Source organism: Pseudomonas sp. P97.38 (genome assembly GCF_001269745.1).
Classification (GTDB): Bacteria; Pseudomonadota; Gammaproteobacteria; order Pseudomonadales; family Pseudomonadaceae; genus Aquipseudomonas; species Aquipseudomonas chlororaphis_E.
Genome location: NZ_LHVJ01000027.1, coordinates 248,173 through 274,282 on the forward strand (window position 1 = coordinate 248,173; position 26,110 = coordinate 274,282).

The window sequence follows — 26,110 nt, forward strand, 5'->3', positions numbered from 1 at the left end:
ATCCCTTCACTCAGTTGTCATAGCCCAGGTTCGGCGCCAGCCAGCGCTCGGTCACGCTCAGGTCCTGGCCCTTGCGGCCGGTGTAGCTCTGGACCTGGTCCTTGTCGATCTTGCCCACGGCGAAGTATTGCGCCTGCGGATGGGCGAAGTACCAGCCGCTGACGGCCGCCGCCGGGAACATGGCGTAGTGTTCGGTGAGGAACACGCCGCTGCGTCCGGCCTTGAGCTCGCTGGCTTCGGGGTCGAGCAGGTGGAACAGGGTGGCTTTCTCGGTGTGGTCCGGGCAGGCCGGGTAGCCGGGAGCAGGGCGGATACCGCTGTACTGTTCCTTGATCAGCGCCTCGTTGTCCAGGCTTTCGTCCTTGGCATAACCCCAGTGTTCCTTGCGCACCTGCTGGTGCAGCCATTCGGCGCAGGCCTCGGCCAGCCGGTCGGCCAAAGCCTTGACCATGATCGAGTTGTAGTCGTCGCCAGCGTCCTGGTAGGCCTTGGCCACTTCCTCGGCGCCGATGCCGGCGGTGGTGATGAAGCCGCCCACGTAGTCGGTCACGCCGCTGTCCTTGGGGGCGACGAAGTCGGCCAGGGAGAAGTTCGGCTTGCCGTCGGTCTTGATGATCTGTTGGCGCAGGTGATGCAGGCGGGCCAGTGGCTTGCCGTCATCGCCATAGACTTCCAGGTCGTCGTCATGCACCTGGTTGGCCGGCCAGAAGCCGAACACGGCGCGGGCGCTGATGAGCTTTTCGTCGATCAGCTTGCGCAACATGGCCTGGGCATCGGCGTACAGCGCGGTGGCGGCTTCCCCGACCACTTCGTCGGTGAGGATGCGCGGGAATTTGCCGGCCAGGTCCCAGGAGATGAAAAACGGCGTCCAGTCGATGTATTCGGCCAGGACGTCAAGGTCGATGTTGTCCAGCACCTTAGCGCCCGTGAACGTCGGCTTGACCGGTTGGTAGCTGCTCCAGTCGAACTGCGGCTTCTTGGCGATGGCAGCGCTGTAGCTCAGGCGCTCGGTGCGGGCGCTGCGGTTGGCGGTGCGCTCGCGCACGTCCATGTAGTCCTGGCGGGTCTTCTCGACGAACCCCGCCTTCAGCTCCTTGGACAGCAACTGCGTGGCAACGCCTACGGCGCGGGAGGCGTCGGTGACGTAGATCACCGCATCGTTGCTGTACTTGGGCTCGATCTTCACCGCGGTGTGGGCCTTGGAGGTGGTGGCGCCACCGATCATCAACGGCAGGTGGAAATCCTGGCGCTGCATCTCGCGGGCCACGTGCACCATTTCATCCAGCGAGGGGGTGATCAGGCCGGACAGGCCGATGATGTCGCACTTCTCGTCCTTGGCCACCTGCAGGATCTTTTCTGCCGGCACCATCACGCCCAGGTCGACGATGTCGTAGCCGTTGCAACCGAGGACCACGCCGACGATGTTCTTGCCGATGTCATGGACGTCGCCCTTGACCGTGGCCATCAGGATCTTGCCCTTGGCTTCCGGCTTGTCACCTTTTTCCGCTTCGATGAACGGGATCAGGTGGGCCACGGCCTGTTTCATCACCCGCGCCGACTTGACCACCTGGGGCAGGAACATCTTGCCGGCGCCGAACAGGTCGCCAACGATGTTCATGCCAGCCATCAGCGGGCCTTCGATGACTTCGATCGGGCGGGCGAAGGACAGTCGCGATTCTTCGGTGTCTTCGACGATGTGGGTGGTAATGCCCTTGACCAGCGCGTGCTCCAGGCGCTTGTTGACCTCCCAGCCGCGCCACTCTTCGGTTTCCGCTTCCTTGACGCTGCCGTCGCCCTTGTACTTGTCGGCGATGGCGAGCAGGGCGTCGGTGCCCTCGGGCGTACGGTTGAGGATCACGTCTTCGACGGCGTCGCGCAGTTCCACCGGGATCTGGTCGTAGATCTCCAACTGGCCGGCGTTGACGATACCCATGGTCAGGCCCGCGCGGATCGCATACAGCAGGAATACCGAGTGAATCGCCTCGCGCACCGGGTTGTTGCCGCGGAACGAGAAGGACACGTTGGACACGCCGCCGGAGGTCAGCGCGTAGGGCAGTTCATCGCGCACATAGGCGCAGGCGTTGATGAAATCCACGGCATAGTTGTTGTGCTCTTCGATGCCGGTGGCCACGGCGAAGATGTTCGGGTCGAAGATGATGTCTTCCGGTGGGAAGCCCACTTCATTGACCAGGATGTCGTAGGAACGCTTGCAGATTTCCTTCTTGCGCGCCTCGGTGTCGGCCTGGCCGGCTTCGTCGAAGGCCATCACCACCACGGCGGCGCCGTAGCGCTTGCACAGCTTGGCGTGGTGGATGAACTGCTCGACGCCTTCTTTCATGCTGATGGAGTTGACGATGCCTTTGCCCTGGATGCACTTGAGGCCGGCTTCGATCACCTCCCATTTCGAGGAGTCGATCATGATCGGCACGCGGGAGATGTCCGGTTCGCCGGCGATCAGGTTGAGGAAGGTCACCATGGCCTTCTTCGAGTCGAGCATGCCCTCGTCCATGTTGATGTCGATCACCTGGGCGCCGGCCTCGACCTGTTGCAGGGCCACTTCGAGGGCTTCGGTGTAGTTGTCTTCGCGGATCAGCCGGGCGAACTTGGCGGAGCCGGTGATGTTGGTCCGCTCGCCCACGTTGACGAACAGCGAGTTGCGATCGATGGTGAACGGTTCCAGGCCCGACAGGCGGCAGGCCCGTGGGATCTCCGGAATCTGCCGTGGCGCATAACCGGCCACGGCCTTGGCGATGGCTTCGATGTGCGCCGGCGTGGTGCCGCAGCAGCCGCCGACGATGTTCAGGAAGCCGCTCTGGGCGAACTCCTCGATGACCTTGGCGGTCTCGGCCGGCAATTCATCGTATTCGCCGAATTCGTTGGGCAGGCCGGCGTTCGGGTGCGCCGAGACATGGGTGTTGGCCTTGTTCGACAGCTCTTCGAGGTAAGGCCGCAGCTCGCGGGCACCGAGGGCGCAGTTCAGGCCCACGGAGATCGGCTTGGCGTGGGCCACGGAGTTCCAGAAGGCTTCGGTGGTCTGGCCGGAGAGGGTGCGGCCGGAGGCGTCGGTGATGGTGCCGGAGATCATGATCGGCAGCTCGACGCCCAGGTCTTCATACACGCCCTGCACGGCAAAGATCGCCGCCTTGGCGTTCAACGTGTCGAAGATGGTCTCGATCAGGATCAGGTCGGCGCCGCCTTCGATCAGGCCCCGGGTGGCTTCGGTGTAGTTCTCCACCAGTTCATCGAAGGTCACGTTGCGGTAGCCGGGGTTGTTCACGTCCGGCGACAACGAACAGGTGCGGCTGGTCGGGCCGAGCACGCCGGCGACGAAGCGTGGCTTGTCCGGGGTTTCCTGGGTCTTGGCGTCGGCCACCTGGCGGGCCAGGCGCGCGCCTTCCACGTTCAGCTCATAGGCCAGGCCCTGCATGCCGTAGTCGGCCTGGGACACCTGGGTGGCGTTGAAGGTGTTGGTTTCGAGGATGTCGGCACCGGCATCCAGGTAGGCTTTTTCGATGGCGCCGATCACGTCGGGGCGGCTCAGCACCAGCAGGTCGTTGTTGCCCTTTACGTCGCTCGGCCAGTCGGCGAAACGCTTGCCGCGGTAGTCCTGCTCTTCCAGCTTGTAGCTCTGGATCATCGTGCCCATGCCACCGTCGAGGATCAGGATGCGTTCCTTGAGGGCTTGCTGGAGAAGATAAAGGCGAGCGCTGCGATCAGACATAGGACTACCTGGAAAAATGACGATGACGAAAGCCGGGATGATAGCAAACCTGTGCGGTATTTGATCGCAGGTGCCTTTTGCATGAATCTCGCTCATGTTTGCAAGGGAGTGCTGGCCCGGTAGAATCGCCGGACTTTCTTTCAGGATCCGCGACATGCCGTACCGGGTTTTCGTCGGCAGTCTGTTGCTGCTGTGGTCTTTCATTGCAGTGGCCGGGGATCCCGCCCCGGCACTTTCCTATACGCGCGACATCCAGCCGATCTTCACGGAGAAATGCGTGGCCTGCCACGCCTGCTACGATTCCGCCTGCCAGTTGAACCTGGGCAGCGGCGAAGGCGTGGCCCGGGGCGCGAGCAAACTGTCGGTGTATGACGGTGAGCGGCGAGTGGCGGCGGAGCCGACCCGGTTGTTCTATGACGCGTCCGGCCAGCGGGCCTGGCAGCGCAAGGGGTTCTATTCGGTGCTCGATGCCCAGGGCAGCCAGGCGGCGTTGATGGCGCGGATGCTGGAACTGGGCCACCGCACGCCACTGACGCCCAACGCCAAGCTGCCCGAAGACATTGTGCTCGGGCTCAACCGCGACAACAGTTGCGCGGTCCCGGGGCAATTCGACGAGTATGCCGCCGCACATCCGCGCGAAGGCATGCCCCTGGCCGTCACCGGTCTGACCGACCAGCAGTACCAGACGTTGCAGCGCTGGCTGGCGGCCGGTGCGCCCATCGACCAGCAGGCCCTGGCTCCGAGTGCTGCCGAGGCCTTGCAGGTGGTGCAGTGGGAGAACCTGCTCAATGCGCCTGGCGCCCGGGAAAGCCTGGTGGGGCGCTGGTTGTTCGAGCACTGGTTTCTGGCGCACATCTATTTCAAGGACGGCGAGCCGGGGCATTTCTTCCAGTGGGTGCGTTCACGCACGCCCACCGGCCAGCCCATCGACCTGATCAACACCCGCCGCCCGAACGACGATCCCGGCACCCGCATCTATTATCGGCTGTGGCCGGTGCAGGGGGTGATCGTGCACAAGACCCACATCACCTATGGCTTGAGCCCGGCCAAGATGGCGCGGATCAAGAGCCTGTTCTACAGCGGCAAGTGGCAGGTCAGCGCGTTGCCGGGCTATGGGCCGGAGCGTCGGGCCAATCCGTTCTCCACCTTCGAGGCGATCCCGGCCCAGGCGCGCTACCAGTTCATGCTCGATAACGCCGAGTACTTCGTGCGCACCTTCATCCGTGGGCCGGTGTGCCGGGGTCAGATCGCCACGGATGTGATCCGCGACAATTTCTGGGCGTTGTTCCAGGCCCCCGAGCATGACCTGTACATCACCGACCCGAACTATCGCGGCCAGGCCACGCCGTTGCTGGCGATGCCGGGACAGAATGACGACGTCGGCAGCGTCCTGAGCCTGTGGCGCGACTACCGCGACAAGCGCAACGCGTACGAAGCGTTGCGCCGCGACAACTACGCCGAGTTGCCGCCGCCGAGTTGGTCGACGTTGTGGGCCGGTAATGACAATGCGCTGTTGAGCATCTTCCGGCATTTCGACAGTGCCTCGGTGACCAAGGGCCTGATCGGCGACGTGCCGCAGACGATGTGGCTGTTCGATTTCCCGCTGCTGGAGCGCACCTATTACCAGTTGGCGGTGAACTTCGATGTGTTCGGCAATGTGTCCCACCAGGCCCAGACCCGGCTGTACTTCGACCTGATCCGCAACGGTGCCGAGCAGAACTTCCTGCGCCTGATGCCGGCCGATTCCCGCGAAGCCTATCTTGACGACTGGTACCAGTCCGGGGGCAAGTTCAAGATGTGGCTCGATTACGAGGCCATCGACGATGACAAGCCGACCGCGCTCAAGCTCGATGAACACGACCCGATGCGTGACTTCACCCGGCAGTTGCTGGCCCGTTATGGCGAACTGAACGCGCGGCCCGACCCAATCAACCGCTGCGAGGGCGCCTATTGCTCGCGGCCGAACATCGATCCGGCCCTGCAGAACGCCGATCAGGCCCTCAGCCGCCTGGTGTCACGCCCGGCGGCGGGACTCAGCGTCATCAATCAACTGCCCGAAGCGACCCTGCTGCGGGTCGAAACCCCTGGCGGCCACCGTGAGGTCTACAGCCTGATGCGCAACCGGGCCCACAGCAACGTGGCGTTCCTGCTGGGCGAGGAACTGCGTTACCAACCCGGCCTGGACACCTTGACGGTGTACCCCGGGGTGCTCAGCAGCTACCCGAACTTTATCTTCAACATCCCGGCCGGACAGGTGCCGGCGTTCGTTGATGCCATGGAAAGCGCCCAGGACGAGCCGGCGTTCGAGCGGATTGTCGAGCGCTGGGGGATTCGCCGCAGTCACCCGCAGTTCTGGTTCTACTTCCACGACCTGAGCCAGTACATCCAGGAGACGGAGCCGTTGGAAGCCGGTGTGCTGGACATGAACCGCTACCAGAACCTCTGACGTGAACGGCCGGCTTCGCGGATCGTGTCGCCGGCTGCTTTCCTGACAAAAATACTGGGACTTTGTCCGGCGCGATGATTGGCGTAAACTGCCGGCAAGCCTGCGAGGAGTTTCCATGACCGCCATAACCATTACCGATGCCGCCCACGATTACCTGGCCGACCTGCTGTCCAAGCAGAACACCCCGGGGATCGGGATCCGTATCTTCATCACCCAGCCCGGCACCCAGTACGCTGAAACCTGCATTGCCTACTGCAAGCCTGGGGAAGAGAAACCCGAAGACACCGCGCTGGGGCTCAAGAGCTTCACCGCCTACATCGATTCGTTCAGCGAAGCGTTTCTCGATGATGCCGTGGTCGACTACGCCACCGACCGCATGGGCGGCCAGCTGACCATCAAGGCGCCTAACGCCAAGGTGCCGATGGTCAATGCCGACAGCCCGATCAACGAGCGCATCAACTACTACCTGCAAACCGAAATCAACCCGGGGCTGGCCAGCCACGGCGGCCAGGTGTCGCTGATCGACGTGGTGGAAGACGGCATCGCCGTGCTCCAGTTCGGCGGCGGCTGCCAAGGCTGCGGCCAGGCCGACGTGACCTTGAAGGAAGGCATCGAGCGCACCCTGCTCGAACGCATCCCTGAGCTCAAGGGCGTGCGCGACGTGACCGACCACACCCAGAAAGAGAACGCCTACTACTGATTGGTGCAGGCCGGGCTACCACTTCGCGAGCAAGCTCGCTCCCACAAGGATTGCGGTGAATCCTGTGGGAGCGAGCTTGCTCGCGAAGGCGGCGGTACATCCAACACGTCAGCCACCTGATACACCGTTTTCGCGAGCAAGCCCGCTCCCACGGGGATTCGGGTCGATCCGGCTGACGGCTCGGGGCCTGTGGCTCAGGACCTGTAGAGGTGCGCGTGCCCGGCGCGGTACAGCGATGACTCGCTGAACACATCATTGCCCAGCACCCGTCCCACCAGGATCAGCGCCGTGCGGCGAAAGCCCTTGGCCTGGACCTTTGCAGCGATGTCTGCCAGCGTGCCCACGGCCCAATCCTGATCCGGCCAGGTGGCCCGGTGGATCACGGCGACCGGGCAATCCGCGCCGTAGTGCGGCAGCAGTTCAGCCACGATTTTTTCCAGATGATTGACCCCCAGGTGAACCGCCAGGGTTGCGCCGTGTTGCGCCAGGCTGCCCAGTTCCTCCCCGGCGGGCATGGCGGTCTTGTCGGCGTAACGGGTCAGGATGACGCTCTGGGACACGTCCGGCAGGGTCAGCTCGGCGCCCAGCAGGGCGGCGCAGGCGGACGTTGCGGTAACGCCCGGAATGATCTCGAACGGAATCTCCAACGCCCGCAGGCAGCGAATCTGCTCACCGATGGCGCCATACAGGCTCGGGTCCCCGGAGTGCACCCGGGCGACGTCCTGGCCCTTGAGGTGGGCCGCCCTGATCAATTCGATGATCTGTTCGAGGTGCAGTTCGGCGCTGTTGATCACCTGCTCGGCGCGGTGGCCTTCCAGCACGGCGGCCGGCACCAGGGAGCCGGCGTAGATAATCACGGCGCAGCTGCGGATCAGCCGCTGGCCCTTGACGGTGATAAGTTCCGGGTCGCCGGGGCCGGCGCCGATGAAGTAAACGGTCATGACCGGCTCCTGCAGGGTAGGTGAGTGGCGCTTGGATGAAGATCGCTCATGATCCTGGGCGCCGATTATCGGGATTTACGCCACGACCGCCAAGGCCAGCGTGCTCTTGAGGCCTCGCTGGCGGGTAATCAGCAGCGTGGCCGGTGCCGTGCCCCGGCGGTCGGCCAGGGCCAGGGCGGCGCTTTCGGCGATGCCGTAGCAGCCGGTCCGTTCGAAGGCAATGTCGGAGCGGTGGCTGAGACGGTCCTGATAACCGGCCAACTGCTCGGCACTGAAGCACACCAGTGGCAACGCCAGATGTTCGGCCAGCTCCAGCAGGCCCGCTTCGTTCTGCTTGAGGTCGATACTGGCCAGGGCCTGCACGTGATCAAGGTCGATGCCGTGGGCTTGCAGGGTTTGCTCCAGCAAGGCGCGCAACGCGCTGGCCGGACAACCACGCTGGCAGCCCAGGCCGATCACCAAGGCTGGCGCAGCCTGGGAAGAGCGGCTGTTCATGCCTCGTGGTGGGCTTGACCGTCACGGCGGAACAGCCAGGCGCTGATCAGGCCCAGGGCCAGCCAGAACGCCACGTTGGTCAGTTGCGAGGCGATCTTGAACTGGGTTTCAAGGGCTTCGGGTGCCAGCATCGAGTGGACCTCCGGTTGCGGTGCGCCAATGACGTGGGGCACCAGCAGGGTCGCCACGCCCAGCAGCTTGAGCAGCCAGTGCCGGCCGAAGGCGATCAGGGCGATGCCCACGGCGGTGGACGCGGCGGTGCCGATCCACCACATCTGCCGCTGGGCCAGGTCGGCCGCCGCCGTGCCGGGCAGCTCCGGCGGCAGGCCGAGGGTGGGAGCCAGGACGAACGTGGCATAGCCGGCCAGCCCCCAGAGCAGGCCCTGTGCGGTGCGGGTCGGTGTGCGCAAGGTGTACAAGCCGGCCAGCATCAGCGCAAAGCCCACCGCCACCACCAGGTTGCCGCCCGTGGTGGACAGCACGCGCTGCCAGCCGTCTTCGGGCTCCCAGGCTTCGGCGTCATGGGTATGGGCAACCCCGGCCGCGTGCTCGTGGACTTCAGCCGCGGGGGCTTTTTCATAGGTCTCGGCCTGGAGAATCAGCGGCGATACCCAGAAACTTTGCAGGAGGGTCAGCAGCAGGGCGGCCAGCAATCCACTGAAACCGGCGGTCTGGGCGATACGCTTGATCATGTCGTCAGGTCTCAATGGCACGGAAAGGCGGCGCTGTGGCGGGTGTCGTGGGCAGCGTTGTGCACCGCTTCGATGTGGGAAAACCCGGCGAAATAGACCAGCCCGGCACCCAGGATCGAGGCAAGGATCGCCGCGCTCAGGCGCTGGCTCAGGGTGGTGGTGCTGCTGGCGGTACGAACGGTGCTGCTGATGGTCGACATGGCGCTTCCCTCTGTTCTTGTCTCGTCCAGTGGGTAAATCGAGCGCAATGAAAACCCGGGCGAAGACCGCCAAGGTTCGAACAGCGCCCGCCCACCGCGGGTTTGTTGATGCTTGAGTCATGGGCCGGTCTCCGGGCTCGCGAGGGGCAGGGGCTGGGCCTTGCCGGCAAGCGTCACCTTCCCATGCCATGGGCACAGTGGTTAAGACGCTTCGCTCGCTTACCGTTGCGGGGGCAGCACCGGACTGACGTGACCTTGAAGTAAAGCACACGATTCACCGGTTTCCCGTTTCACCCTGTGAAGGGCACCCGTAACTAGGTGCACAGGAGAGCATGGGCGGGGGCGGGCGTCAATGTACAAGGGCAGACGAGCGGGCTGTTGTGGCGAGGGAGCTTGCTCCCGCTGGGCAGCGCAGCGGCCCCCGGCTCTTTTCGGTCGCTGCGCAACCGAGCGGGAGCAAGCTCCCTCGCCACAACAGCATCCTGCATCTTACTTGCGTAGATTGACCCGCCCGCACACCCTGGGTAGCCTTGCGCCTTCGAGGTTCTTCGGTTTGCGCCGAAGCTAAGAAGGGAACGCGGTCCAAGCCGCGGCTGCCCCCGCAACTGTGAACGGTGACGTTCCTGCCGGGCCACTGTGCATGCGCACGGGAAGGCGCAGGAATTGCCCCCCAGGCTTTGTCAAAGCCTGGCCGGGCCCGCCGTCAGCCAGGAGACCTGCCTCGAGACAGATTCTCACTACAACCGGGCGGGGTGATCCGGTGGCGAAATCTTCCGCGCACGCCTGTGCCTGCGGTTGTCGTCCCGTTTGCCCGCCACCTTGCCAAAGGGCATCCGATGAAAACACTGGCCAAACTCCCCGTCACCATCGTCACCGGTTTCCTCGGCTCGGGTAAAACCACGTTGCTGCGGCACATGCTCGACAACGCTCAGGGTCGCCGCATCGCGGTGATCGTCAACGAGTTCGGCGAACTGGGCATCGACGGTGAGATCCTCAAGCAATGCTCGATCGGTTGCACCGAAGAAGAAGCCAACGGCCGCGTCTACGAGCTGGCCAACGGCTGCCTGTGCTGCACGGTGCAGGAAGAGTTCTTTCCGGTGATGCGCGAGCTGGTGGCCCGGCGCGGCGACCTTGACCACATCCTCATCGAAACCTCCGGGCTGGCCTTGCCCAAACCGTTGGTCCAGGCTTTCCAGTGGCCGGAAATCCGCAGCGCCTGCACCGTCGACGCGGTCATCACCGTGGTCGACAGCCCTGCCGTGGCGGCTGGCACTTTCGCTGCGTTCCCCGACCAGGTGGACGCCATGCGCAAACTCGATCCGAACCTGGACCACGAATCGCCGCTGCACGAACTGTTCGCCGATCAACTGGCGAGCGCCGACCTGGTGATCCTCAACAAGGCCGACCTGATCAGCCCCGAAGACCTGGCGAAAGTCCGTCTGGAAGTGGCCGAGGAATTGCCGCCGGCGGTCAAGGTCATCGAAGCCAGCAGCGGGCGCCTGCCACTGGACGTGTTGATCGGCCTGGGCGCCGGCTCCGAAGAACACATCGACGCTCGCCACAGCCATCACGACCATCACCATGATGGCGACGAAGATGACCATGATCACGACGCTTTCGACTCCATCTCCATCGAACTACCCCAGGCTGACGAGAGCCTGTTGCTGGACGCGCTCACTCAACTGGTGGTGCAACATGGCGTGCTGCGGGTCAAGGGTTTCGCGGCCATCCCGAACAAGCCGATGCGTTTGCTGGTGCAAGGTGTCGGCACGCGTTTCGACAAGCATTTCGATCGCCAGTGGGGCGCCGATGAAGCGCGGGTCACCCGCCTGGTGCTGATTGGCCAGGCGCTGGACGCCGGCCTGCTCGAAGCGCAGCTGCGCGCCGCCCTTAGCGTCTAAGCCATGCACCTGCTCAGGACCCAGCCGGGCGGCTTTGTAGCGGACGACAACATTGCCGACCTGGGGCAAACCCCCGCCGAGCTGGTGATCCTGTGCAGCGGCGACTCCAGCCTGGCGCTGCTGGCCGAAGCGGCGCGGCAGTTGCCGGACGACTACCCGCCGTTTCGCCTTGCAAACCCGATGCAAGTGCAGAACCACGCCTCGGTAGACCTGTACTTCGAAGACGTGCTGCGCCACGCCAAGGTCATCCTGCTGTCGCTGCACGGCGGCATCGGCTATTGGCGCTACGGCATTGAACGGTTGATGGAATTGGCTGGGCGCGGGGTGACGTTGATCCTGGTGCCGGGTGACGATCGGCCTGACCCGGAGCTGAGCGACCTCAGCAACGTGCCCTTTGAGGGGCGCGACCGGCTCTGGCAGTTCTTGCGCCAGGGTGGCCTGGGCAATGCCCTGAATCTGTTCTACAACCTGGCCAGCCAATGGTTCGGTCGCGATTACCCGTGGGACGAACCGCAGGCCCTGCCGCGTACGGCGATCTATCACCCGCAAAACACCAACGCCAGCCTCGGCGATTGGCAAGCCGACTGGCGGGCCGACCAGCCGGTGGCGGCCTTGCTGTTTTATCGCTCGCACCTGCAAGCGGCGAATACCGCCTTCATCGACGTGTTCTGCCAGCGCCTGCAAGCAGCGGGGCTCAACCCGTTGCCCATGGCCGTCGCAAGCCTCAAGGAGCCGGCCTGCCTGGCGCAGGTCGAGGATTGGCTGGATGAGGTCGAGGCGGGGGTGATCCTCAACACCACCGGGTTCGCCCAATCCAGTCCGGAAGCGCCTCACTTGCGGCCGTTTCGCCGCGACATTCCGGTGATCCAGGCGATCTGCGCCCAAGACAACGAACCCGGCTGGCGCGCCAGCGAGCAAGGCCTGGGGCCGCGGGACCTGGCGATGCACATTGCCTTGCCTGAGCTGGACGGGCGAATCATCAGCCGGCCCATCAGTTTCAAGGACCTGGCCTGGCGCAGCGAGCGCAGCCAGAGCGATGTGGTCTGCTACCGGGCCGTGCCCGAGCGCATGGATTTCGTTGCGCAACTGGCTCGACGCTGGAGCGCCCTGGCGCGGTTGCCCAACGGGGAGAAACGGGTGGCGCTGGTGCTGGCCAACTATCCGACCCGGGACGGCCGCATCGGCAACGGCGTGGGCCTGGACACCCCGGCCGCGGCGTTGAATATCCTGCGGGCCCTGCACACCGAGGGTTACCCGTTGCCGGCCGAACTGCCGGCGAGCGGCACCGCGTTGATCCAGCAGTTGCTCGGCGGGGTCAGCAACGACCTGGACAGCCTCGACCTGCGGCCGTGTCACCAGAGCCTGGCCGTCGAGGCCTACCAGGCGCTGTTCGACGCGTTGCCTGACGCCAATCGCCAGGCGGTGCTGGCGCGCTGGGGGGCGCCCGAGCAGGACCCGATGTTCCGCGACGGGCGCCTGATGATCGCCGGCCTGCGCCTGGGCCTGACGTTCGTCGGCATCCAGCCGGCGCGGGGCTATCAGGTCGACCCGAGTGCGGTCTACCACGACCCGGACCTGGTGCCGCCCCACGGCTACCTGGCGTTCTATTTCTGGTTGCGCCACACCTACGGCGCCCACGCGGTGATCCATGTCGGCAAGCACGGCAACCTCGAATGGCTGCCGGGCAAGGGCGTCGGTTTGTCGGAAAACTGCTGGCCGGACGCGCTGTTGGGCCCGCTGCCGAATATCTATCCGTTCATCGTCAACGACCCGGGCGAGGGTGCCCAGGCCAAGCGCCGGACCCAGGCGGTGATTATCGACCACCTGATGCCGCCGCTGACCCGCGCCGAAACCTACGGGCCGCTGCGCGACCTCGAACGGCTGGCCGACGAATACTACGAGGCGCAACTGCTCGATCCGCGCCGCGCCCGAGAATTGCAGCGGGACATCCTGAACCTGGTGCGCGAAACCCACATCGACCGCGAACTGCAATTGGAGGCTGACGCCGACGCGGCGGTCTGGCTGCCGCGCCTGGACACCTACCTGTGCGACCTGAAGGAGTCGCAGATCCGCGACGGCCTGCACATCTTCGGCGAGTCGCCCAGCGGACGGCTGCGCATCGACACGTTGCTGGCGTTATTGCGCATTCCCCGCGGCGACGGCAAAGGTGCACAGTCGAGCCTGCTGCGGGCGCTGTCGAACGCCTTTGAGCTGGGCTTCGATCCACTGGATTGCGCCTTGGCCGACCCTTGGGCCGGCCCTTGTCCCGAGGCGTTGCAGCAGGTCAGCGCCGAACCCTGGCGCACCGCCGGTGATACGCGCGAGCGCCTGGAGCTGTTCGCGGCGTGCTTGATCGAGCAAGCGCTGGCAGGCGACGTCCAGCGGCTGGAGGCGCCGGGCTGGGAAACGGCGCGCAGCATCGTCGAAAACCTGCGCGCCGTCGTTGCCCCGCGCCTGGACGCCTGCGGCCCGGCAGAAATGCGCGGCCTGCTTGATGCCTTGGGCGGGCGCTTCGTGCCGGCCGGCCCCAGCGGTGCGCCAAGTCGCGGGCGCCTGGACGTGCTGCCCACCGGGCGTAACTTTTTCTCGGTAGACGTGCGCAACCTGCCCACCACCACGGCGTGGCGCATCGGGTTCCAGTCGGCCAACCTGATGCTCGAACGGCATTTGCAGGATCACGGCGATCATTTGCGCCAGCTCGGCCTGTCAGTGTGGGGCACCGCGACCATGCGCACCGGCGGCGACGACATCGCCCAGGCCATGGCATTGATGGGCGTGCGCCCGGTCTGGGCCACTGGCAGCCAGCGGGTGGACGATTTCGAGATCTTGCCGCTGAGCCTGTTGGACAGGCCTCGGGTGGATGTGACGCTGCGGGTCTCCGGATTCTTCCGCGATGCCTTCGCCAATCTGATTCGCCTGTTCGATGCGGCGGTTCAAGCGGTCGCGAGCCTCGATGAACCGGCCGACATGAACCCCCTGGCCGCCAAGGTGCGCAGCGAGCGTGACAGCTTGCTGGCGTCGGGCCTGACGGCAGAGGCGGCGACCCGGCAGGCCGGCTGGCGGATCTTCGGCGCCAAGCCGGGCGCCTATGGCGCGGGTGTGCAGGGCGCCATCGACGGGCGCCTGTGGCAGAGCCGTGAGGACCTGGCCGAGGTGTACCTGAACTGGGGTGGCTACGCTTACGGTGCCCACGACGAAGGCACTGCCGCCCGGGAGCCGTTTTCCCGGCGCTTGAGCCAGGCGCAGGCGGTGTTGCAGAACCAGGACAACCGCGAACACGACGTGCTCGATTCCAACGATTATTACCAGTTCCAGGGCGGCATGCTGGCGGCGGTGGAAACCTTGAGCGGGCAAAAGGCGGCCAGTTACCACGGCGATCACAGCCAGCCGGACCTGCCGCGGATCCGTACCCTGAAAGAAGAGCTCAACCGCGTCATCCGGTCCCGGGCGGCCAACCCGAAATGGATCGACGGGGCCAAGCGCCACGGCTACAAGGGCGCGTTCGAGCTGGCGGCGACGGTGGACAACCTGTTCGCCTTCGACGCCACCACGCAACTGATCGACGACCACCAGTACGCGCTGCTGGCCGACGCCTACCTGCTCGACCCGGACACCCGGGCGTTTGTCCGCCAGCACAACCCCGACGCCCTGCGCGACATGACCGAGCGCATGCTCGAAGCGCAACAGCGGGGCATGTGGCAGGCGCCAGGCGACTACCGCGAGGCGTTGGAGAATTTGCTGTTGGACATTGAAGAAGATGGCTGAGGTGCACTTGTGGCGAGGGAGCTTGCTCCCGCTCGGCTGCGCAGCAGTCGTAATCCAGGCAACGCGACACTTCAGGTGCACCGCGTTGGCCGGTTTGGGGCCGCTTCGCGCCCCAGCGGGAGCAAGCTCCCTCGCCACAGCGGACTATCGAACATTTATGAGATCCTCCACATGATCGACACCCCTCATTTCCCACTCTCCGCCGTGGTCGGCGCTGATGACCTGAAACTGGCGCTGTGCCTGGCCGCCATCGACCCGAAGATCGGCGGTGTGCTGATCGAGGGGCCGCGGGGCATGGCCAAGTCCACCCTGGCCCGGGGCCTGGCCGACCTGCTGGCCAGCGGTCAGTTCGTCACCTTGCCCTTGGGCGCCACCGAGGAGCGTCTGGTGGGCACCCTCGATCTGGACGCGGCGCTGGGGGAGGGGCGCGCGCAGTTCTCTCCCGGTGTGCTGGCCAAGGCCGACGGCGGCGTGTTGTACGTCGATGAAGTGAACCTGCTGCCCGATCATCTGGTGGACGTGTTGCTGGACGTGGCGGCAAGCGGCACTAACCTGATCGAGCGCGATGGCATTTCCCATCGGCACCCGGCGCGGTTTGTGCTGATCGGCACCATGAACCCGGAAGAGGGCGAACTGCGCCCGCAGTTGCTCGACCGGTTTGGCCTGAACGTGGCCCTCGACGGGCACACCCCGGCAGTTGAACGCGGGCAGATCATTCGGCGGCGGTTGGATTTCGACACTGATCCGGCGGCGTTCTGTGCGCACTGGGAGAGCGCCCAGCAGGCCCTGCGTGAACGCTGCCAGCAGGCCCGCGACCGCCTGGCCGGAATCGCCCTGGATGACGTGACGCTTGCCCAGATCACCGAACGCTGTTTTGCCGCCGGGGTCGATGGCCTGCGTGCCGACCTGGTCTGGTTGCGGGCCGCCAGGGCCCACGCCGCCTGGCGTGGGGCACAGGCCATCGCCGACGAAGATATCGACGCCGTCGCCGAGTTTGCCTTGCGCCATCGGCGGCGCGGGCACTCGGCCCCGGCCCCTGCGCCGCCCCAGGCACCCTCGACGGGCGATCGCGCGGCCCAGCCCAACGAAGGCCAGGGCCAGTGGGGCGACTTGCCGGCCCAGGCCTTGCCCACCGGTGCACGGCGTGACGTGCCGAGCTGGCCAAAAAAGCCTTAGGCATTCGCCCCCGTTCGGCCGTGGGGGCGGATGCCAGGCCCCGGGCGGGGCGGTTGGACGATGGACGCCAGGGGCGCAGCAAAGTCGCCTCCAGTGGCACGGTGAACTGGCCGGGCACTTTGCTCAAGGGCCGTCCCCAACGCTATGACGACCTGCGCTTTCACCGCCGTCATCGCTCGCCCCATGAACTGTGGCTGGTGATCGTCGACGCCTCGGCCTCGACCCGTCGTCATCGTGCCTTGAGCGATGGCAAAGGCCTGCTGGCGCAACTGTTCGACGACGCCTACCGACAGCGCGCGCGACTGGCCCTGTTGACCGCCAGTGGCAGTGCTCCGCGCTGGCAGGTGCAGGGGCTCAAGGCCTCGGCTGGGCTGCGACACTGGCTCGATGCACTCGGCGCCGGCGGCGGCACGCCGTTGCAGGCCGCGTTGCAAGAGGCCGGGCGTTGGCTGCAAGCCCGGCGCAAACGCTACCCGGCAGAGCAGCAGCGGGTGCTGGTGATGACGGACGGACGTCTGAAGGAAGGCCTGGCGCCGTCGCCACTCGACTGCCCGAGCCTGTTGATCGACATTGAGCGCGGCCCGATCCGCCTGGGTCGTGCCCGGCAATTGGCGGGGCAGTTGGGGGCCGAGTATCGGCATATCGACCAGGTTTGATGCCTTTTTTGCGGTTGTCTGGGCGGACGCCTTCGCGGGCAAGCCCGCTCCCACAAGGGCCGCGACATGCCGCCGATCAAGTGTGGATCACCTCGGCATCGGATTCGCCCACTCTGTTCTATGCTCAGGCAGCCCCTCACAGGAGTGAACCATGCGCGTACTCGTTACCAATCCCCAGGATGATTTTCGGGTCAAGGCCTACGCTGGCACCAACGGCGTGCTGCTCGCCATGGACCTGGCCGAGTCCCGTCGCAAGGGGCTGCTGGGTTTTGCCATCGAGAAACAGCAGGGCGACAAGCCCTGGCTGTTCCTGTTCAACAGCCTGACCTTCCCCGGCAAGGCCCATACGTTCCCCCAGTTTCACGCCACACCCAGCGACCAGGCGCCGTTGCAGAAATTTCGCTGGGCCGACTACGCCGTCAACCCCGGCGTGACGATGAACTACCGCGTGCACCTGGCCTATGGCAGCCCCGACGCGCCGCAGTTGGGCGAATCACTGGACATCAGCGTCACCAGCGATAACGGGCAGCCGGTCAACCAGCGCGTGATCTTCAACCGAGCCGTGGCCGCCAGCCAGGCGTTCCAGCGCAAGTTTCCCGAGCTGGATGCGCTGATCAGCGCCAATCGCAACCTGTCCATCGATGACTGGCCCGACGCGCCGCGTCGCTGGTTGGAAAACGGCCTGTTGGGACGCCTGATCGGCTTCATCGACCGGGCCCTCGATGCCACCTGGGCCCTGGACGTTGCCATCTACGAATACGAACTGCCGGTGATCGTCGACGCGGTGAACGCCGCTTTCGCCCGAGGCGCGCAGGTGCGGGTGCTGTACCACGCCGAGCCGGGCGACGACACCACGCAGCGCAACGAGGCCAGCCTCGAAAAACTGCCGGCGGCCAACAAGCGCGGGCGGGTCACTCATAAGATCTTCCACGACAAGTTTATCGTCCTGAGCCGGGTGGACGGCGTCGGTTCGTTGCAACCGCAAGCGGTCCTGTGCGGCAGCACCAACTTCACCGCCAACGGTGTCTATCGCCAGGCCAACGTCGTTCACGTGCTGGATGAACCGCGGGTGAGCGACAGCTACCGCCAGGTGTTCGAGCAGATCTGGGCCGCACCGCAAGACGTCGACGCCACCCGCCAGTGGCTGACCCTGAACAACCCGATGGCGCCGCAAGAGCCGCTGTTCGCCGGTTTCTCACCGCGTACGGGTGAAGGCGACCTCGACCGTTTCGTCGACATCATCAACGGTGCCCGCAAGGACCTGCTGTTCGTCACCGCGTTCGTCCTGCCCGAGCGGATCCTCGACGCCTTGCTCGGCCAGCCCAACGATGACGTGCTGCGCTACGGCCTGCAGAACACCGCCAGCCGCATCACCGGTTTCCATGCCGACCGCACCGCCCAATTCGCCGCCACCGCGCTGCTCAACACCGGGTTGGAAGGCTGGCTCAGGGAAAACATGAAGGGCCAGAAAGGCAACCTGCTGGTCCACACCAAGGCCATCGTCACCGACTTCACCAGTGACTCGCCGACCATCATCAGCGGCAGCCACAACCTGAGTGCCGCCGCCAGCAATGACAATGACGAGAACTACCTCATCATCCAGGGCGACATCGACCTGGCTGACCGTTACGGGCTGGAGTTGCTGCGTTTTTATGAGCATTACCGCTTTCGCTACTTCGCGAAACAACTCGCCCTCAAGCAGGTCAGGCCGCTGGCAGTGGACGACAGCTGGAGCGATGACTATTACCGCGAGGGGGACCTGCGGGCATTGTCGAGGGTGAGGTTCTGCGGACGCTAGGTGCAGATGGGATGAGGTGCTAGCATAGGGCCATCTATCAGCCAGGACGCTGCCATGAACCGCTGTCACGGAATGTCGAGCCTGCTTCGCGCCGGTGTCGCGATTGTATTGTTGATGGTCTGTGCTTCGGCCATCGCCGCCAATACTCCCTGTTCCGGGCGCAAGGGCGGGATCGCCGGGTGTGACGGTGACACGTTCCTGTGCAACGACGGGTCCATCAGCGCTTCGAAAAAATCCTGTTCCGCTGTGTTGGGGATTCGCAATGAAACCCGACCCTCGTCATTACTCAAGCAGGCCGACGGTTGCCAATGCGGCAGCGGCAGTTACTGCGTTGGCCCGCGCGGCGGCGTTTATTGCCTCACGCCCGGCGGCAGCAAGAGTTACAAACGCAAGTAGCGCAATACCGCCGACCTCCTCCTGTGGGAGCGGGCTTGCCCGCGAAGACGGTGTGACAATCGACATCAATGTTGGATATGCCGGCCTCTTCGCGAGCAAGCCCGCTCCCACAGGGGGGCGAGGCACCGTTCTGGGGCCTTGTTACCCGCCTGTCGTAGCTAACGGTAGCAATCCCTGGAATGACGTCCGACGTCGTCACGCACGGCTGATTTTCCCATCTATCTGATTCCATTCACTTTCCATTTTCTTGGCCCATCGGCGCCAAGCCTGTGGCACACTTTCTGCTGTCTATTCCGTTGTTACAAACCATGTTCCGGTATAGCGGAATAAACTCATCCTGGAGTGCTAGCCATGCAACGCCGACCTTCCTTGTTCAAAGCATGTGTTTTTCTCTTCGCCGCCTCCATGGCGGCCGTGGGTGTCGCCCAGGCGGCGGACAGCAAGCTGGACAGCGTGCTGCAACGCGGGAAATTGATCGTGGGCACGGGCAGCACCAATGCGCCGTGGCACTTCCAGGGAGCGGATGGCAAGTTGCAGGGGTTCGATATCGACATTGCGCGGATGGTCGCCAAGGGCCTGTTCAATGACCCGGAAAAAGTCGAGTTCGTGGTGCAGTCTTCCGATGCGCGGATCCCCAACCTGCTGACCGACAAGGTCGACATGAGCTGCCAGTTCATCACCGTCACCGCCAGCCGCGCGCAGCAGGTGGCGTTCACCTTGCCGTACTACCGCGAAGGGGTCGGCCTGTTGTTGCCGGCCAACAGCAAGTACAAGGAGATCGAAGACCTCAAGGCCGCTGGCGACGATGTCACCGTAGCGGTGCTGCAGAACGTCTACGCCGAAGAGCTGGTGCACCAGGCACTGCCCAAGGCCAAGGTCGACCAGTACGACAGCGTCGACCTGATGTACCAGGCGGTGAACTCCGGCCGTGCCGATGCCGCCGCCACGGACCAGTCCTCGGTGAAGTACCTGATGGTGCAGAACCCCGGCCGCTACCGCAGCCCGGCCTACGCCTGGAGCCCGCAAACCTATGCCTGTGCGGTCAAGCGCGGCGACCAGGACTGGCTGAACTTCGTCAACACCACCTTGCATGAAGCCATGACCGGCGTGGAGTTCCCCACCTACGCGGCGTCGTTCAAGCAATGGTTCGGCGTGGACCTGCCGTCGCCGGCCATCGGTTTCCCCGTTGAATACAAATGACCCTGTAAGCCCGGGATGCCCGTCGCGGGCGTCCCGCCGAAGGTACTGTCGACCATGAACTATCAGTTGAACTTTGCCGCCGTCTGGCGCGATTTCGACACCTTGCTGGCGGGGCTCGGGCTGGGGCTTTCCCTGGCGCTGGTGTCGATCGCCATCGGTTGTGTGATCGGCCTGGCGATGGCATTCGCGCTGCTGAGCAAGCACCGCCTCCTGCGCCTGCTGGCCTCGGTGTATGTGACGGTGATCCGCAATACGCCGATCCTGGTGCTGATCCTGTTGATCTACTTCGCCTTGCCGAGCCTGGGCATTCGCCTGGACAAGCTGCCGTCGTTCGTCATCACCTTGTCGCTATACGCCGGGGCCTACCTGACCGAGGTGTTCCGCGGCGGTTTGATGAGCATTCACAAGGGCCAGCGTGAAGCGGGCCTGGCGATCGGCCTGGGGGAGTGGCAGGTGAAGGCCTACATCACCGTGCCGGTGATGCTGCGCAACGTACTGCCGGCTTTGTCGAACAACTTCATCTCGCTGTTCAAGGACACCTCCCTGGCCGCGGCGATTGCCGTGCCGGAGCTGACCTACTACGCCCGCAAGATCAACGTGGAGAGCTACCGGGTGATCGAAACCTGGCTGGTGACCACGGCCCTGTATGTCGCGGCCTGTTACCTCATTGCCATGCTGCTGCGGTACTTCGAGCAGCGCCTGGCGATCCGCCGTTAGGAGCTTGCCATGTACGAATCCCCCAGTTGGTTGCATGAGTTGTGGGTGGCGCGGGACACCTTGTGGGCGGGCTTTGTGACCAGCGTGCAGTGTTCGATACTGGCGATTTTGCTGGGCACCTTGATCGGCCTGGTCGCCGGGCTGGTATTGACCTATGGCCGAATCAGGATGCGCGCGCCGTTTCGCTTCTATGTCGACCTGATTCGTGGCACGCCGGTGTTCGTGCTGGTGCTGGCCTGCTTTTACATGGCCCCGGCGCTGGGCTGGCAGATCGGCGCGTTCCAGGCCGGTGTCCTGGGCCTGACGCTGTTTTGTGGCTCCCACGTGGCCGAGATCGTGCGCGGTGCCTTGCAGGCGTTGCCCCGCGGGCAGATGGAGGCGAGCCAGGCTATCGGCCTGACGTTCTACCAGGCCCTGGGCTATGTGCTGTTGCCCCAGGCGTTGCGGCAGATCTTGCCGACCTGGGTCAATTCCTCCACCGAGATCGTCAAGGCCTCGACGCTGTTGTCGGTGATCGGGGTGGCCGAACTGCTGCTCAGCACCCAGCAGGTCATTGCCCGGACCTTCATGACGCTGGAGTTCTACCTGTTCGCAGGTTTTCTCTTTTTCATCATCAATTACGCCATCGAGTTACTCGGCCGGCACATTGAAAAGCGGGTGGCCTTGCCATGACTGATGTTTCGACTTCCTCCAACGCCCAGCCGCTGCTGGACATTCGCGGCCTGCGCAAACAATACGGCCCGCTCGAAGTGCTCAAGGGCGTGGACCTGAGCCTGCAGCGCGGCAACGTGGTCACGCTGATCGGCTCCAGCGGCTCAGGCAAGACCACGCTGTTGCGCTGCGTGAACATGCTGGAAGAGTTCCAGGGCGGGCGAATCATGCTCGACGGCGAGGCCATCGGCTACGACGAGATTGACGGCAAGCGCGTGCGCCACCCCGAGAAGGTCATTGCCCGGCATCGGGCCATGACCGGCATGGCCTTCCAGCAATTCAACCTGTTCCCCCACCTGACTGCCTTGCAGAACGTCACCCTGGGCCTGCTCAAGGTGAAAAAGCTGCCCAAGGATGAAGCGGTGGCCCTGGCCGAGAAGTGGTTGGCGCGGGTCGGCCTGCTGGAACGGCGCAATCACTTTCCCGGTCAGTTGTCCGGCGGCCAGCAGCAGCGCGTGGCGATTGCCCGTGCAATTGCCATGAACCCCAGCCTGATGCTGTTCGACGAGGTGACCTCGGCCCTCGACCCCGAGTTGGTGGGTGAAGTGCTGAACGTGATCAAGGGCCTGGCCGAAGACGGTATGACCATGCTGCTGGTGACCCATGAAATGCGCTTTGCCTTCGAGGTCTCCGACAAGATCGTGTTCATGAACCAGGGCCGCATCGAAGAGCAGGGCCCGCCGAAGGAATTGTTCGAACGCCCGCAATCGCCACGGTTGGCGGAATTTCTCAAGAACACCCGTTTTTAACTGCATTGCATAAGGAGAAACACCCATGAGCATTACCCGTTACGGCACTGGCAGCAGCGCAGGCGGCGGACAGCCTCGGCCCTTCGCCCGGGCCGTGGAGGCCGATGGCTGGCTGCACGTGTCCGGCCAGGTGCCGGCGGTGGACGGTGAGATCATCGTTGGCGGGATCGTCGAGCAGACGCACCAGACGATGAAGAACCTGATCGCCATTCTCGAAGAAGCCGGCTATGGCCTGGAAGACGTGGTGCGCTGTGGCGTGTGGCTGGACGACCCGCGGGATTTCTGGAGCTTCAACAAGGTGTTCGGCGAATATTTCAGCCCGGAACACGCCCCGGCCCGGGCTTGTGTGCAGGCCAGCATGATGGTCGATTGCAAGGTCGAGATCGATTGCATTGCGTACAAGAAAAAAGCCTGAGTCCAGCGAAAGCACTGTCACTGCGGGCTTGTTTGATTCATCGTGGCGAGAGCGCTGCTGTGGCACGGGCGCTTACTCTGGCGAGGAACGGTGGCAAGGGAGCTTGCTGTGGCGAGGGAGCTTGCTCCCGCTGGGTGGCGTAGCCGCCCCAAAAGCTCAGGGCCGCTGCGCGCCCCAGCGGGAGCAAGCTCCCTCGCCACAGTTCCTCGCCACAGCAAGCGCCCTTGCCACCGTGAATACTGGCCACCTACGAGTGAATGATCGGAAACCCAAGACATGACCGAAGACACCATCAAACGCCGGGCCCGGGGACTGGATCGGGCGTTCGATATCCTCGATTTCCTCAAGGAAATCGGCCAGCCGCTGCGTCCGAACGACATCGCCAGCGGCATCGGCAGCCCCAAGTCCACGGTCTATGAGCTGGTGGCGTCGCTGCTGGAGCGACGCATCCTCGAACCGGTGGGCAAGGACGGCCATGTTTACCTGGGCCGCCAGTTGTACTTTCTCGGCCAGGCGCACCTGCGCCATTTCGACCTGAGCCGCGAGGCCGACCAGGCCTTGCAGGACATCGTGCGCCAGACCCGGGAAACCGCGCAGATGTGCCTGCTCAACGGGCGCAAATACACCGTGGCGCTGATGAAGGAGGGCGAGCGGCATTTCCGTATTTCATCGGACATCGGCGAAAACGCGCCCATCCCTTGGACAGCCTCCGGTCGCCTGTTGCTGGCGCATCTGAGCGACCAGCAGATCGTCGACCTGATCGATCCCGATGACTTCATCCTGCCAGACGGCGAGCGCCTGCCTCTGGAGCAGTTCCTGAGGGAAATCCGTCAGGCCGGTGACGAGGGGTTCTTCTCTTTCGACAGCGTGGCCGACACCTTCACCCACTGCTTCGCCGCACCGGTCAAAGACCCGAACGGTGTCGCCATCGCCACGCTGTGCATCGTCGCCCCACGGGCCGACGCCAAGAACAATTACGCCGACTACCGCCGGGTACTGATCGAAAGCGCCAACCACCTGGCCCGGCGCATCAATGAATAGACAATAGCGGTCACCCGCGACCGCGAGAGGAGTTCGACCATGTCTTCTACCATTCAGGACGCAGCCGTAGAGAAGGGCGCCGCCACCGTGGGTGCTCACCTGTTGCGGGACGTGAGCCTGCCGGCTTTGGTGCTGCATCGCCAGGCCCTGGAGCACAACATCCGCTGGATGCAAGCGTTCGTCAGCAATAGCGGTGCCGAACTGGCGCCCCACGGCAAGACCAGCATGACCCCGGCCCTGTTCCGTCGTCAGCTCGACGCCGGCGCCTGGGGCCTGACCCTCGCCACCGCCGTGCAGACCCGTGCCGCGTACGCCCATGGCGTGCGCCGGGTGTTGATGGCCAACCAACTGGTGGGCACGCCGAACATGGCCCTGGTCGCCGATTTGCTCGCCGATCCAGCGTTCGAATTCCATTGCATGGTCGATCACCCGGACAACGTGGCAGACCTGGGCGCGTTCTTTGCCGCTCGCGGTGTGACATTGAATGTGATGATCGAATACGGCGTGGTCGGTGGGCGTTGTGGTTGCCGTACGGAGGCCGAGGTGCTGGCCCTGGCCGAGGCGATCCGGGCGCAACCGGCGCTGGCACTGACCGGTATCGAGGGTTACGAGGGTGTGATCCACGGTGACCACGCCATCAGCGGTATCCGCGCGTTCGCCGCGTCCCTGGTCAGTTTGGCGGTGCAGTTGCAAGACAGCGGCGCGTTTGCCATCGATCGACCGATCATCACCGCCTCGGGGTCGGCCTGGTACGACTTGATCGCCGAGTCGTTCGAGGCCCAGAACGCCCATGGGCGCTTCCTCAGTGTGCTGCGCCCCGGCAGTTACGTGGCCCACGACCATGGGATCTACAAAGAGGCCCAGTGCTGCGTGCTGGGGCGTCGCAATGACCTGCACGAAGGCTTGCGCCCGGCCCTGGAAGTCTGGGCCCACGTGCAATCGCTGCCGGAGCCGGGTTTCGCGGTGATCGCCCTGGGCAAGCGCGATGTGGCCTACGACGCCGGCTTGCCGGTGCCGCTCAAGCGCTACACGCCGGGTTCGGATTCGGTGGCGGGCGACGACGTGAGCGGTTGCCAGGTGACGGCGGTGATGGACCAGCACGCGTTCATGACCGTGGCGCCGGGGGTGGCGTTGCGGGTCGGCGATATCATTTCGTTCGGCACCTCGCATCCGTGCCTGACCTTTGATAAGTGGCGGGTCGGGTGCCTGGTGGATGAGCAGTTGCGGGTGGTCGAGAGCATGCAGACATGTTTCTAGGCTGAGACCGCGTCGCGGCCTTCGCGGGCAAGCCCGCTCCCACAGGGTTCGTGGTGATGACAGAGCATGTGTTCTCAGCCAATCCACTGTGGGAGCGGGCTTGCTCGCGATAGCGACCTGCCAGACACCACAAAATAATCAGGATCACCCATGAGCCACTCCATCCCCCGCATCGCCCTGATCGGCGAGTGCATGATCGAACTGCAACAACGCGCCGACGGCAGCCTGCACCAGAGTTTCGGCGGCGATACCCTGAACACCGCGGTGTACCTGGCCCGCGCCTTGGGCGACAGGGGCGCGGTGGATTACGTCACGGCCTTGGGCGATGACAGCTTCAGCGACGCCATGTGCCAGGGCTGGGCGGCGGAAAACATTGGCCTGGAACGGGTCCAGCGCTTGCCCGGGCGCCTGCCGGGCTTGTATTGCATCCAGACCGACGCGGCCGGCGAGCGGCGGTTTCTGTATTGGCGCAACGAGGCGGCGGTGCGTGATTGCTTCACCACCCCGGCCGCCGCGCCGATCCTGGCGGCGCTGCCAGGCTACGACGTGCTGTATTTCAGCGGTATCACCCTGGCGGTGCTGGGGGAGCAGGGGCGCGACAAGCTCATCGAAACCTTGGTCGAGGCTCGCCGGCGCGGGGCCCAGGTGGTGTTCGACAATAACTTTCGGCCCAGGCTCTGGGCCTCGATTGATGCGGCTCGGGCGGCGTATCGCAGCGTCCTGCCCTATGTGACGCTGGCGTTGCTGACGGTGGACGACGAGCAGGCGTTGTTCGGTCATCAGGACAGCGACGCGGTGTTTGCTGCCTATGCGTCTCTGGGCACGCCTGAGGTGGTGCTCAAGCGCGGTGCCGAGGCCTGTTTGATCCGCTACGAGGGGCAGTCTTACGAGGTGCCCGCCCAACGCGTCGAACGCGTGGTGGACACCACGGCGGCCGGGGATTCGTTCAGCGCCGCCTACCTGGCGAGCCGCCTGCTGGGTGGCAGCCCGGTGGACGCCGCCGAGGCCGGGCACCGGTTGGCAAGCCGGGTGATCCAGGTGCCGGGAGCGCTGATCCCTCGCCTATGAATCACCACAGAACCTCATGTGGGAGCGGGCTTGCTCGCGAAGGCGGTGGGTCAGTTACATTGATA

Annotated in this window: 21 protein-coding genes and 2 riboswitches; of the genes, 16 read left to right on the plus strand and 5 right to left on the minus strand. The window is 64.6% G+C overall.

All coding sequences use genetic code 11. From position 1 onward, the window contains the following. Positions 1-10: 10 nt before the first annotated feature. Positions 11-3,721: a methionine synthase gene (metH, locus tag AD664_RS22805; protein WP_053150025.1), complete on the minus strand. Its 3,711-nt coding sequence runs from the start codon at positions 3,719-3,721 to the stop codon at positions 11-13. A 154-nt stretch (positions 3,722-3,875) separates the two neighbouring features. Between metH and AD664_RS22810 the strand changes: the two genes are divergently transcribed. Both AD664_RS22810 and nfuA read left to right on the plus strand, forming a co-directional pair. Further along, complete coding sequence (locus AD664_RS22810) at positions 3,876-6,167, plus strand: fatty acid cis/trans isomerase (protein ID WP_053150028.1); 2,292 nt, start codon at positions 3,876-3,878, stop codon at positions 6,165-6,167. Between the two features lie 115 nt (positions 6,168-6,282). Next, a complete protein-coding gene (gene nfuA / locus AD664_RS22815) occupies positions 6,283-6,867 on the plus strand; it encodes a Fe-S biogenesis protein NfuA (RefSeq protein WP_024781251.1) in 585 nt (194 codons plus the stop codon). A gap of 194 nt (positions 6,868-7,061) precedes the next feature. Here the strand turns inward: nfuA and cobM are convergent, their stop codons facing one another. The 4 genes from cobM to AD664_RS22835 all read right to left on the minus strand — a co-directional run bounded on the left by cobM (position 7,062) and on the right by AD664_RS22835 (position 9,195). Next, entirely contained in the window at positions 7,062-7,808 is a 747-nt protein-coding gene (gene cobM / locus AD664_RS22820) for a precorrin-4 C(11)-methyltransferase (RefSeq protein WP_053150031.1), read from the minus strand. A gap of 75 nt (positions 7,809-7,883) precedes the next feature. Then, on the minus strand, positions 7,884-8,303 hold the full coding sequence (locus tag AD664_RS22825; protein WP_053150034.1) for a cobalamin biosynthesis protein: 420 nt from the start codon (positions 8,301-8,303) through the stop codon (positions 7,884-7,886). Next, positions 8,300-8,995: a CbtA family protein gene (locus AD664_RS22830; protein WP_053150037.1), complete on the minus strand. Its 696-nt coding sequence runs from the start codon at positions 8,993-8,995 to the stop codon at positions 8,300-8,302. Before AD664_RS22830 ends, AD664_RS22825 begins: the two co-directional genes overlap by 4 nt. 11 nt (positions 8,996-9,006) lie before the next feature. Next, positions 9,007-9,195 (minus strand): CbtB-domain containing protein, encoded by a 189-nt coding sequence (locus tag AD664_RS22835; protein ID WP_047739106.1) that lies wholly within the window; start codon positions 9,193-9,195, stop codon positions 9,007-9,009. 104 nt (positions 9,196-9,299) lie between these two features. Next, positions 9,300-9,522: riboswitch (cobalamin riboswitch) on the minus strand. Between the two features lie 197 nt (positions 9,523-9,719). Next, positions 9,720-9,934: riboswitch (cobalamin riboswitch) on the plus strand. A 97-nt stretch (positions 9,935-10,031) separates the two neighbouring features. Here AD664_RS22835 and cobW point away from each other — a divergent pair. From cobW to AD664_RS22905, 14 genes are all read left to right on the plus strand, one after another. Beyond that, positions 10,032-11,096, plus strand: coding sequence for a cobalamin biosynthesis protein CobW (gene cobW, locus AD664_RS22840; protein ID WP_053150041.1), 1,065 nt, complete (start codon positions 10,032-10,034; stop codon positions 11,094-11,096). Between the two features lie 3 nt (positions 11,097-11,099). Next, entirely contained in the window at positions 11,100-14,861 is a 3,762-nt protein-coding gene (cobN, locus tag AD664_RS22845) for a cobaltochelatase subunit CobN (RefSeq protein WP_053150044.1), read from the plus strand. Between the two features lie 171 nt (positions 14,862-15,032). After that, the gene (locus tag AD664_RS22850; protein WP_053150047.1) at positions 15,033-16,037 is read left to right on the plus strand and encodes an ATP-binding protein; all 1,005 of its coding nucleotides are present in this window, start codon (positions 15,033-15,035) and stop codon (positions 16,035-16,037) included. Between the two features lie 53 nt (positions 16,038-16,090). Further along, positions 16,091-16,693 carry a VWA domain-containing protein gene (locus AD664_RS22855; protein WP_371260981.1) on the plus strand — a complete coding sequence of 201 codons (603 nt, stop codon included), beginning with the start codon at positions 16,091-16,093 and terminating at the stop codon, positions 16,691-16,693. 151 nt (positions 16,694-16,844) lie between these two features. Continuing rightward, positions 16,845-18,491 (plus strand): phospholipase D-like domain-containing protein, encoded by a 1,647-nt coding sequence (locus AD664_RS22860; protein ID WP_053150050.1) that lies wholly within the window; start codon positions 16,845-16,847, stop codon positions 18,489-18,491. Positions 18,492-18,563: 72 nt separating this feature from the next. Beyond that, positions 18,564-18,887 carry a hypothetical protein gene (locus tag AD664_RS22865; protein ID WP_371260985.1) on the plus strand — a complete coding sequence of 108 codons (324 nt, stop codon included), beginning with the start codon at positions 18,564-18,566 and terminating at the stop codon, positions 18,885-18,887. Between the two features lie 351 nt (positions 18,888-19,238). Beyond that, positions 19,239-20,087 carry a transporter substrate-binding domain-containing protein gene (locus AD664_RS22870; RefSeq protein ID WP_053150052.1) on the plus strand — a complete coding sequence of 283 codons (849 nt, stop codon included), beginning with the start codon at positions 19,239-19,241 and terminating at the stop codon, positions 20,085-20,087. 54 nt (positions 20,088-20,141) lie between these two features. Further along, positions 20,142-20,804: an amino acid ABC transporter permease gene (locus AD664_RS22875; protein WP_053150095.1), complete on the plus strand. Its 663-nt coding sequence runs from the start codon at positions 20,142-20,144 to the stop codon at positions 20,802-20,804. Between the two features lie 9 nt (positions 20,805-20,813). Further along, positions 20,814-21,476: an amino acid ABC transporter permease gene (locus AD664_RS22880; RefSeq protein WP_053150054.1), complete on the plus strand. Its 663-nt coding sequence runs from the start codon at positions 20,814-20,816 to the stop codon at positions 21,474-21,476. Then, a complete protein-coding gene (locus tag AD664_RS22885) occupies positions 21,473-22,264 on the plus strand; it encodes an amino acid ABC transporter ATP-binding protein (RefSeq protein WP_053150056.1) in 792 nt (263 codons plus the stop codon). The genes AD664_RS22880 and AD664_RS22885 overlap by 4 nt, the downstream gene beginning before the upstream one ends. Positions 22,265-22,289: 25 nt before the next feature. After that, positions 22,290-22,679: a RidA family protein gene (locus AD664_RS22890; RefSeq protein ID WP_047739096.1), complete on the plus strand. Its 390-nt coding sequence runs from the start codon at positions 22,290-22,292 to the stop codon at positions 22,677-22,679. Positions 22,680-22,955: 276 nt separating this feature from the next. Further along, the gene (locus AD664_RS22895) at positions 22,956-23,720 is read left to right on the plus strand and encodes an IclR family transcriptional regulator (RefSeq protein ID WP_053150059.1); all 765 of its coding nucleotides are present in this window, start codon (positions 22,956-22,958) and stop codon (positions 23,718-23,720) included. Between the two features lie 39 nt (positions 23,721-23,759). Continuing rightward, positions 23,760-24,977 (plus strand): amino acid deaminase, encoded by a 1,218-nt coding sequence (locus tag AD664_RS22900; protein ID WP_053150062.1) that lies wholly within the window; start codon positions 23,760-23,762, stop codon positions 24,975-24,977. A gap of 150 nt (positions 24,978-25,127) precedes the next feature. Next, positions 25,128-26,045 (plus strand): sugar kinase, encoded by a 918-nt coding sequence (locus AD664_RS22905; protein ID WP_053150065.1) that lies wholly within the window; start codon positions 25,128-25,130, stop codon positions 26,043-26,045. Positions 26,046-26,110 lie beyond the last annotated feature (65 nt).

Coding starts and splice junctions, on each gene's coding strand:
- AD664_RS22830 (WP_053150037.1), bottom strand. CDS start 8,995: ATGATCAAGCGTATCGCCCAGACCGCCGGTTTCAGTGGATTGCTGGCC.
- AD664_RS22865 (WP_371260985.1), top strand. CDS start 18,564: ATGTCGAGCCTGCTTCGCGCCGGTGTCGCGATTGTATTGTTGATGGTC.
- AD664_RS22895 (WP_053150059.1), top strand. CDS start 22,956: ATGACCGAAGACACCATCAAACGCCGGGCCCGGGGACTGGATCGGGCG.
- AD664_RS22905 (WP_053150065.1), top strand. CDS start 25,128: ATGAGCCACTCCATCCCCCGCATCGCCCTGATCGGCGAGTGCATGATC.
- AD664_RS22870 (WP_053150052.1), top strand. CDS start 19,239: ATGCAACGCCGACCTTCCTTGTTCAAAGCATGTGTTTTTCTCTTCGCC.
- AD664_RS22900 (WP_053150062.1), top strand. CDS start 23,760: ATGTCTTCTACCATTCAGGACGCAGCCGTAGAGAAGGGCGCCGCCACC.
- cobM (WP_053150031.1), bottom strand. CDS start 7,808: ATGACCGTTTACTTCATCGGCGCCGGCCCCGGCGACCCGGAACTTATC.
- AD664_RS22890 (WP_047739096.1), top strand. CDS start 22,290: ATGAGCATTACCCGTTACGGCACTGGCAGCAGCGCAGGCGGCGGACAG.
- metH (WP_053150025.1), bottom strand. CDS start 3,721: ATGTCTGATCGCAGCGCTCGCCTTTATCTTCTCCAGCAAGCCCTCAAG.
- AD664_RS22835 (WP_047739106.1), bottom strand. CDS start 9,195: ATGTCGACCATCAGCAGCACCGTTCGTACCGCCAGCAGCACCACCACC.
- cobW (WP_053150041.1), top strand. CDS start 10,032: ATGAAAACACTGGCCAAACTCCCCGTCACCATCGTCACCGGTTTCCTC.
- nfuA (WP_024781251.1), top strand. CDS start 6,283: ATGACCGCCATAACCATTACCGATGCCGCCCACGATTACCTGGCCGAC.
- cobN (WP_053150044.1), top strand. CDS start 11,100: ATGCACCTGCTCAGGACCCAGCCGGGCGGCTTTGTAGCGGACGACAAC.
- AD664_RS22880 (WP_053150054.1), top strand. CDS start 20,814: ATGTACGAATCCCCCAGTTGGTTGCATGAGTTGTGGGTGGCGCGGGAC.
- AD664_RS22860 (WP_053150050.1), top strand. CDS start 16,845: ATGCGCGTACTCGTTACCAATCCCCAGGATGATTTTCGGGTCAAGGCC.
- AD664_RS22825 (WP_053150034.1), bottom strand. CDS start 8,303: ATGAACAGCCGCTCTTCCCAGGCTGCGCCAGCCTTGGTGATCGGCCTG.
- AD664_RS22885 (WP_053150056.1), top strand. CDS start 21,473: ATGACTGATGTTTCGACTTCCTCCAACGCCCAGCCGCTGCTGGACATT.
- AD664_RS22810 (WP_053150028.1), top strand. CDS start 3,876: ATGCCGTACCGGGTTTTCGTCGGCAGTCTGTTGCTGCTGTGGTCTTTC.
- AD664_RS22850 (WP_053150047.1), top strand. CDS start 15,033: ATGATCGACACCCCTCATTTCCCACTCTCCGCCGTGGTCGGCGCTGAT.
- AD664_RS22875 (WP_053150095.1), top strand. CDS start 20,142: ATGAACTATCAGTTGAACTTTGCCGCCGTCTGGCGCGATTTCGACACC.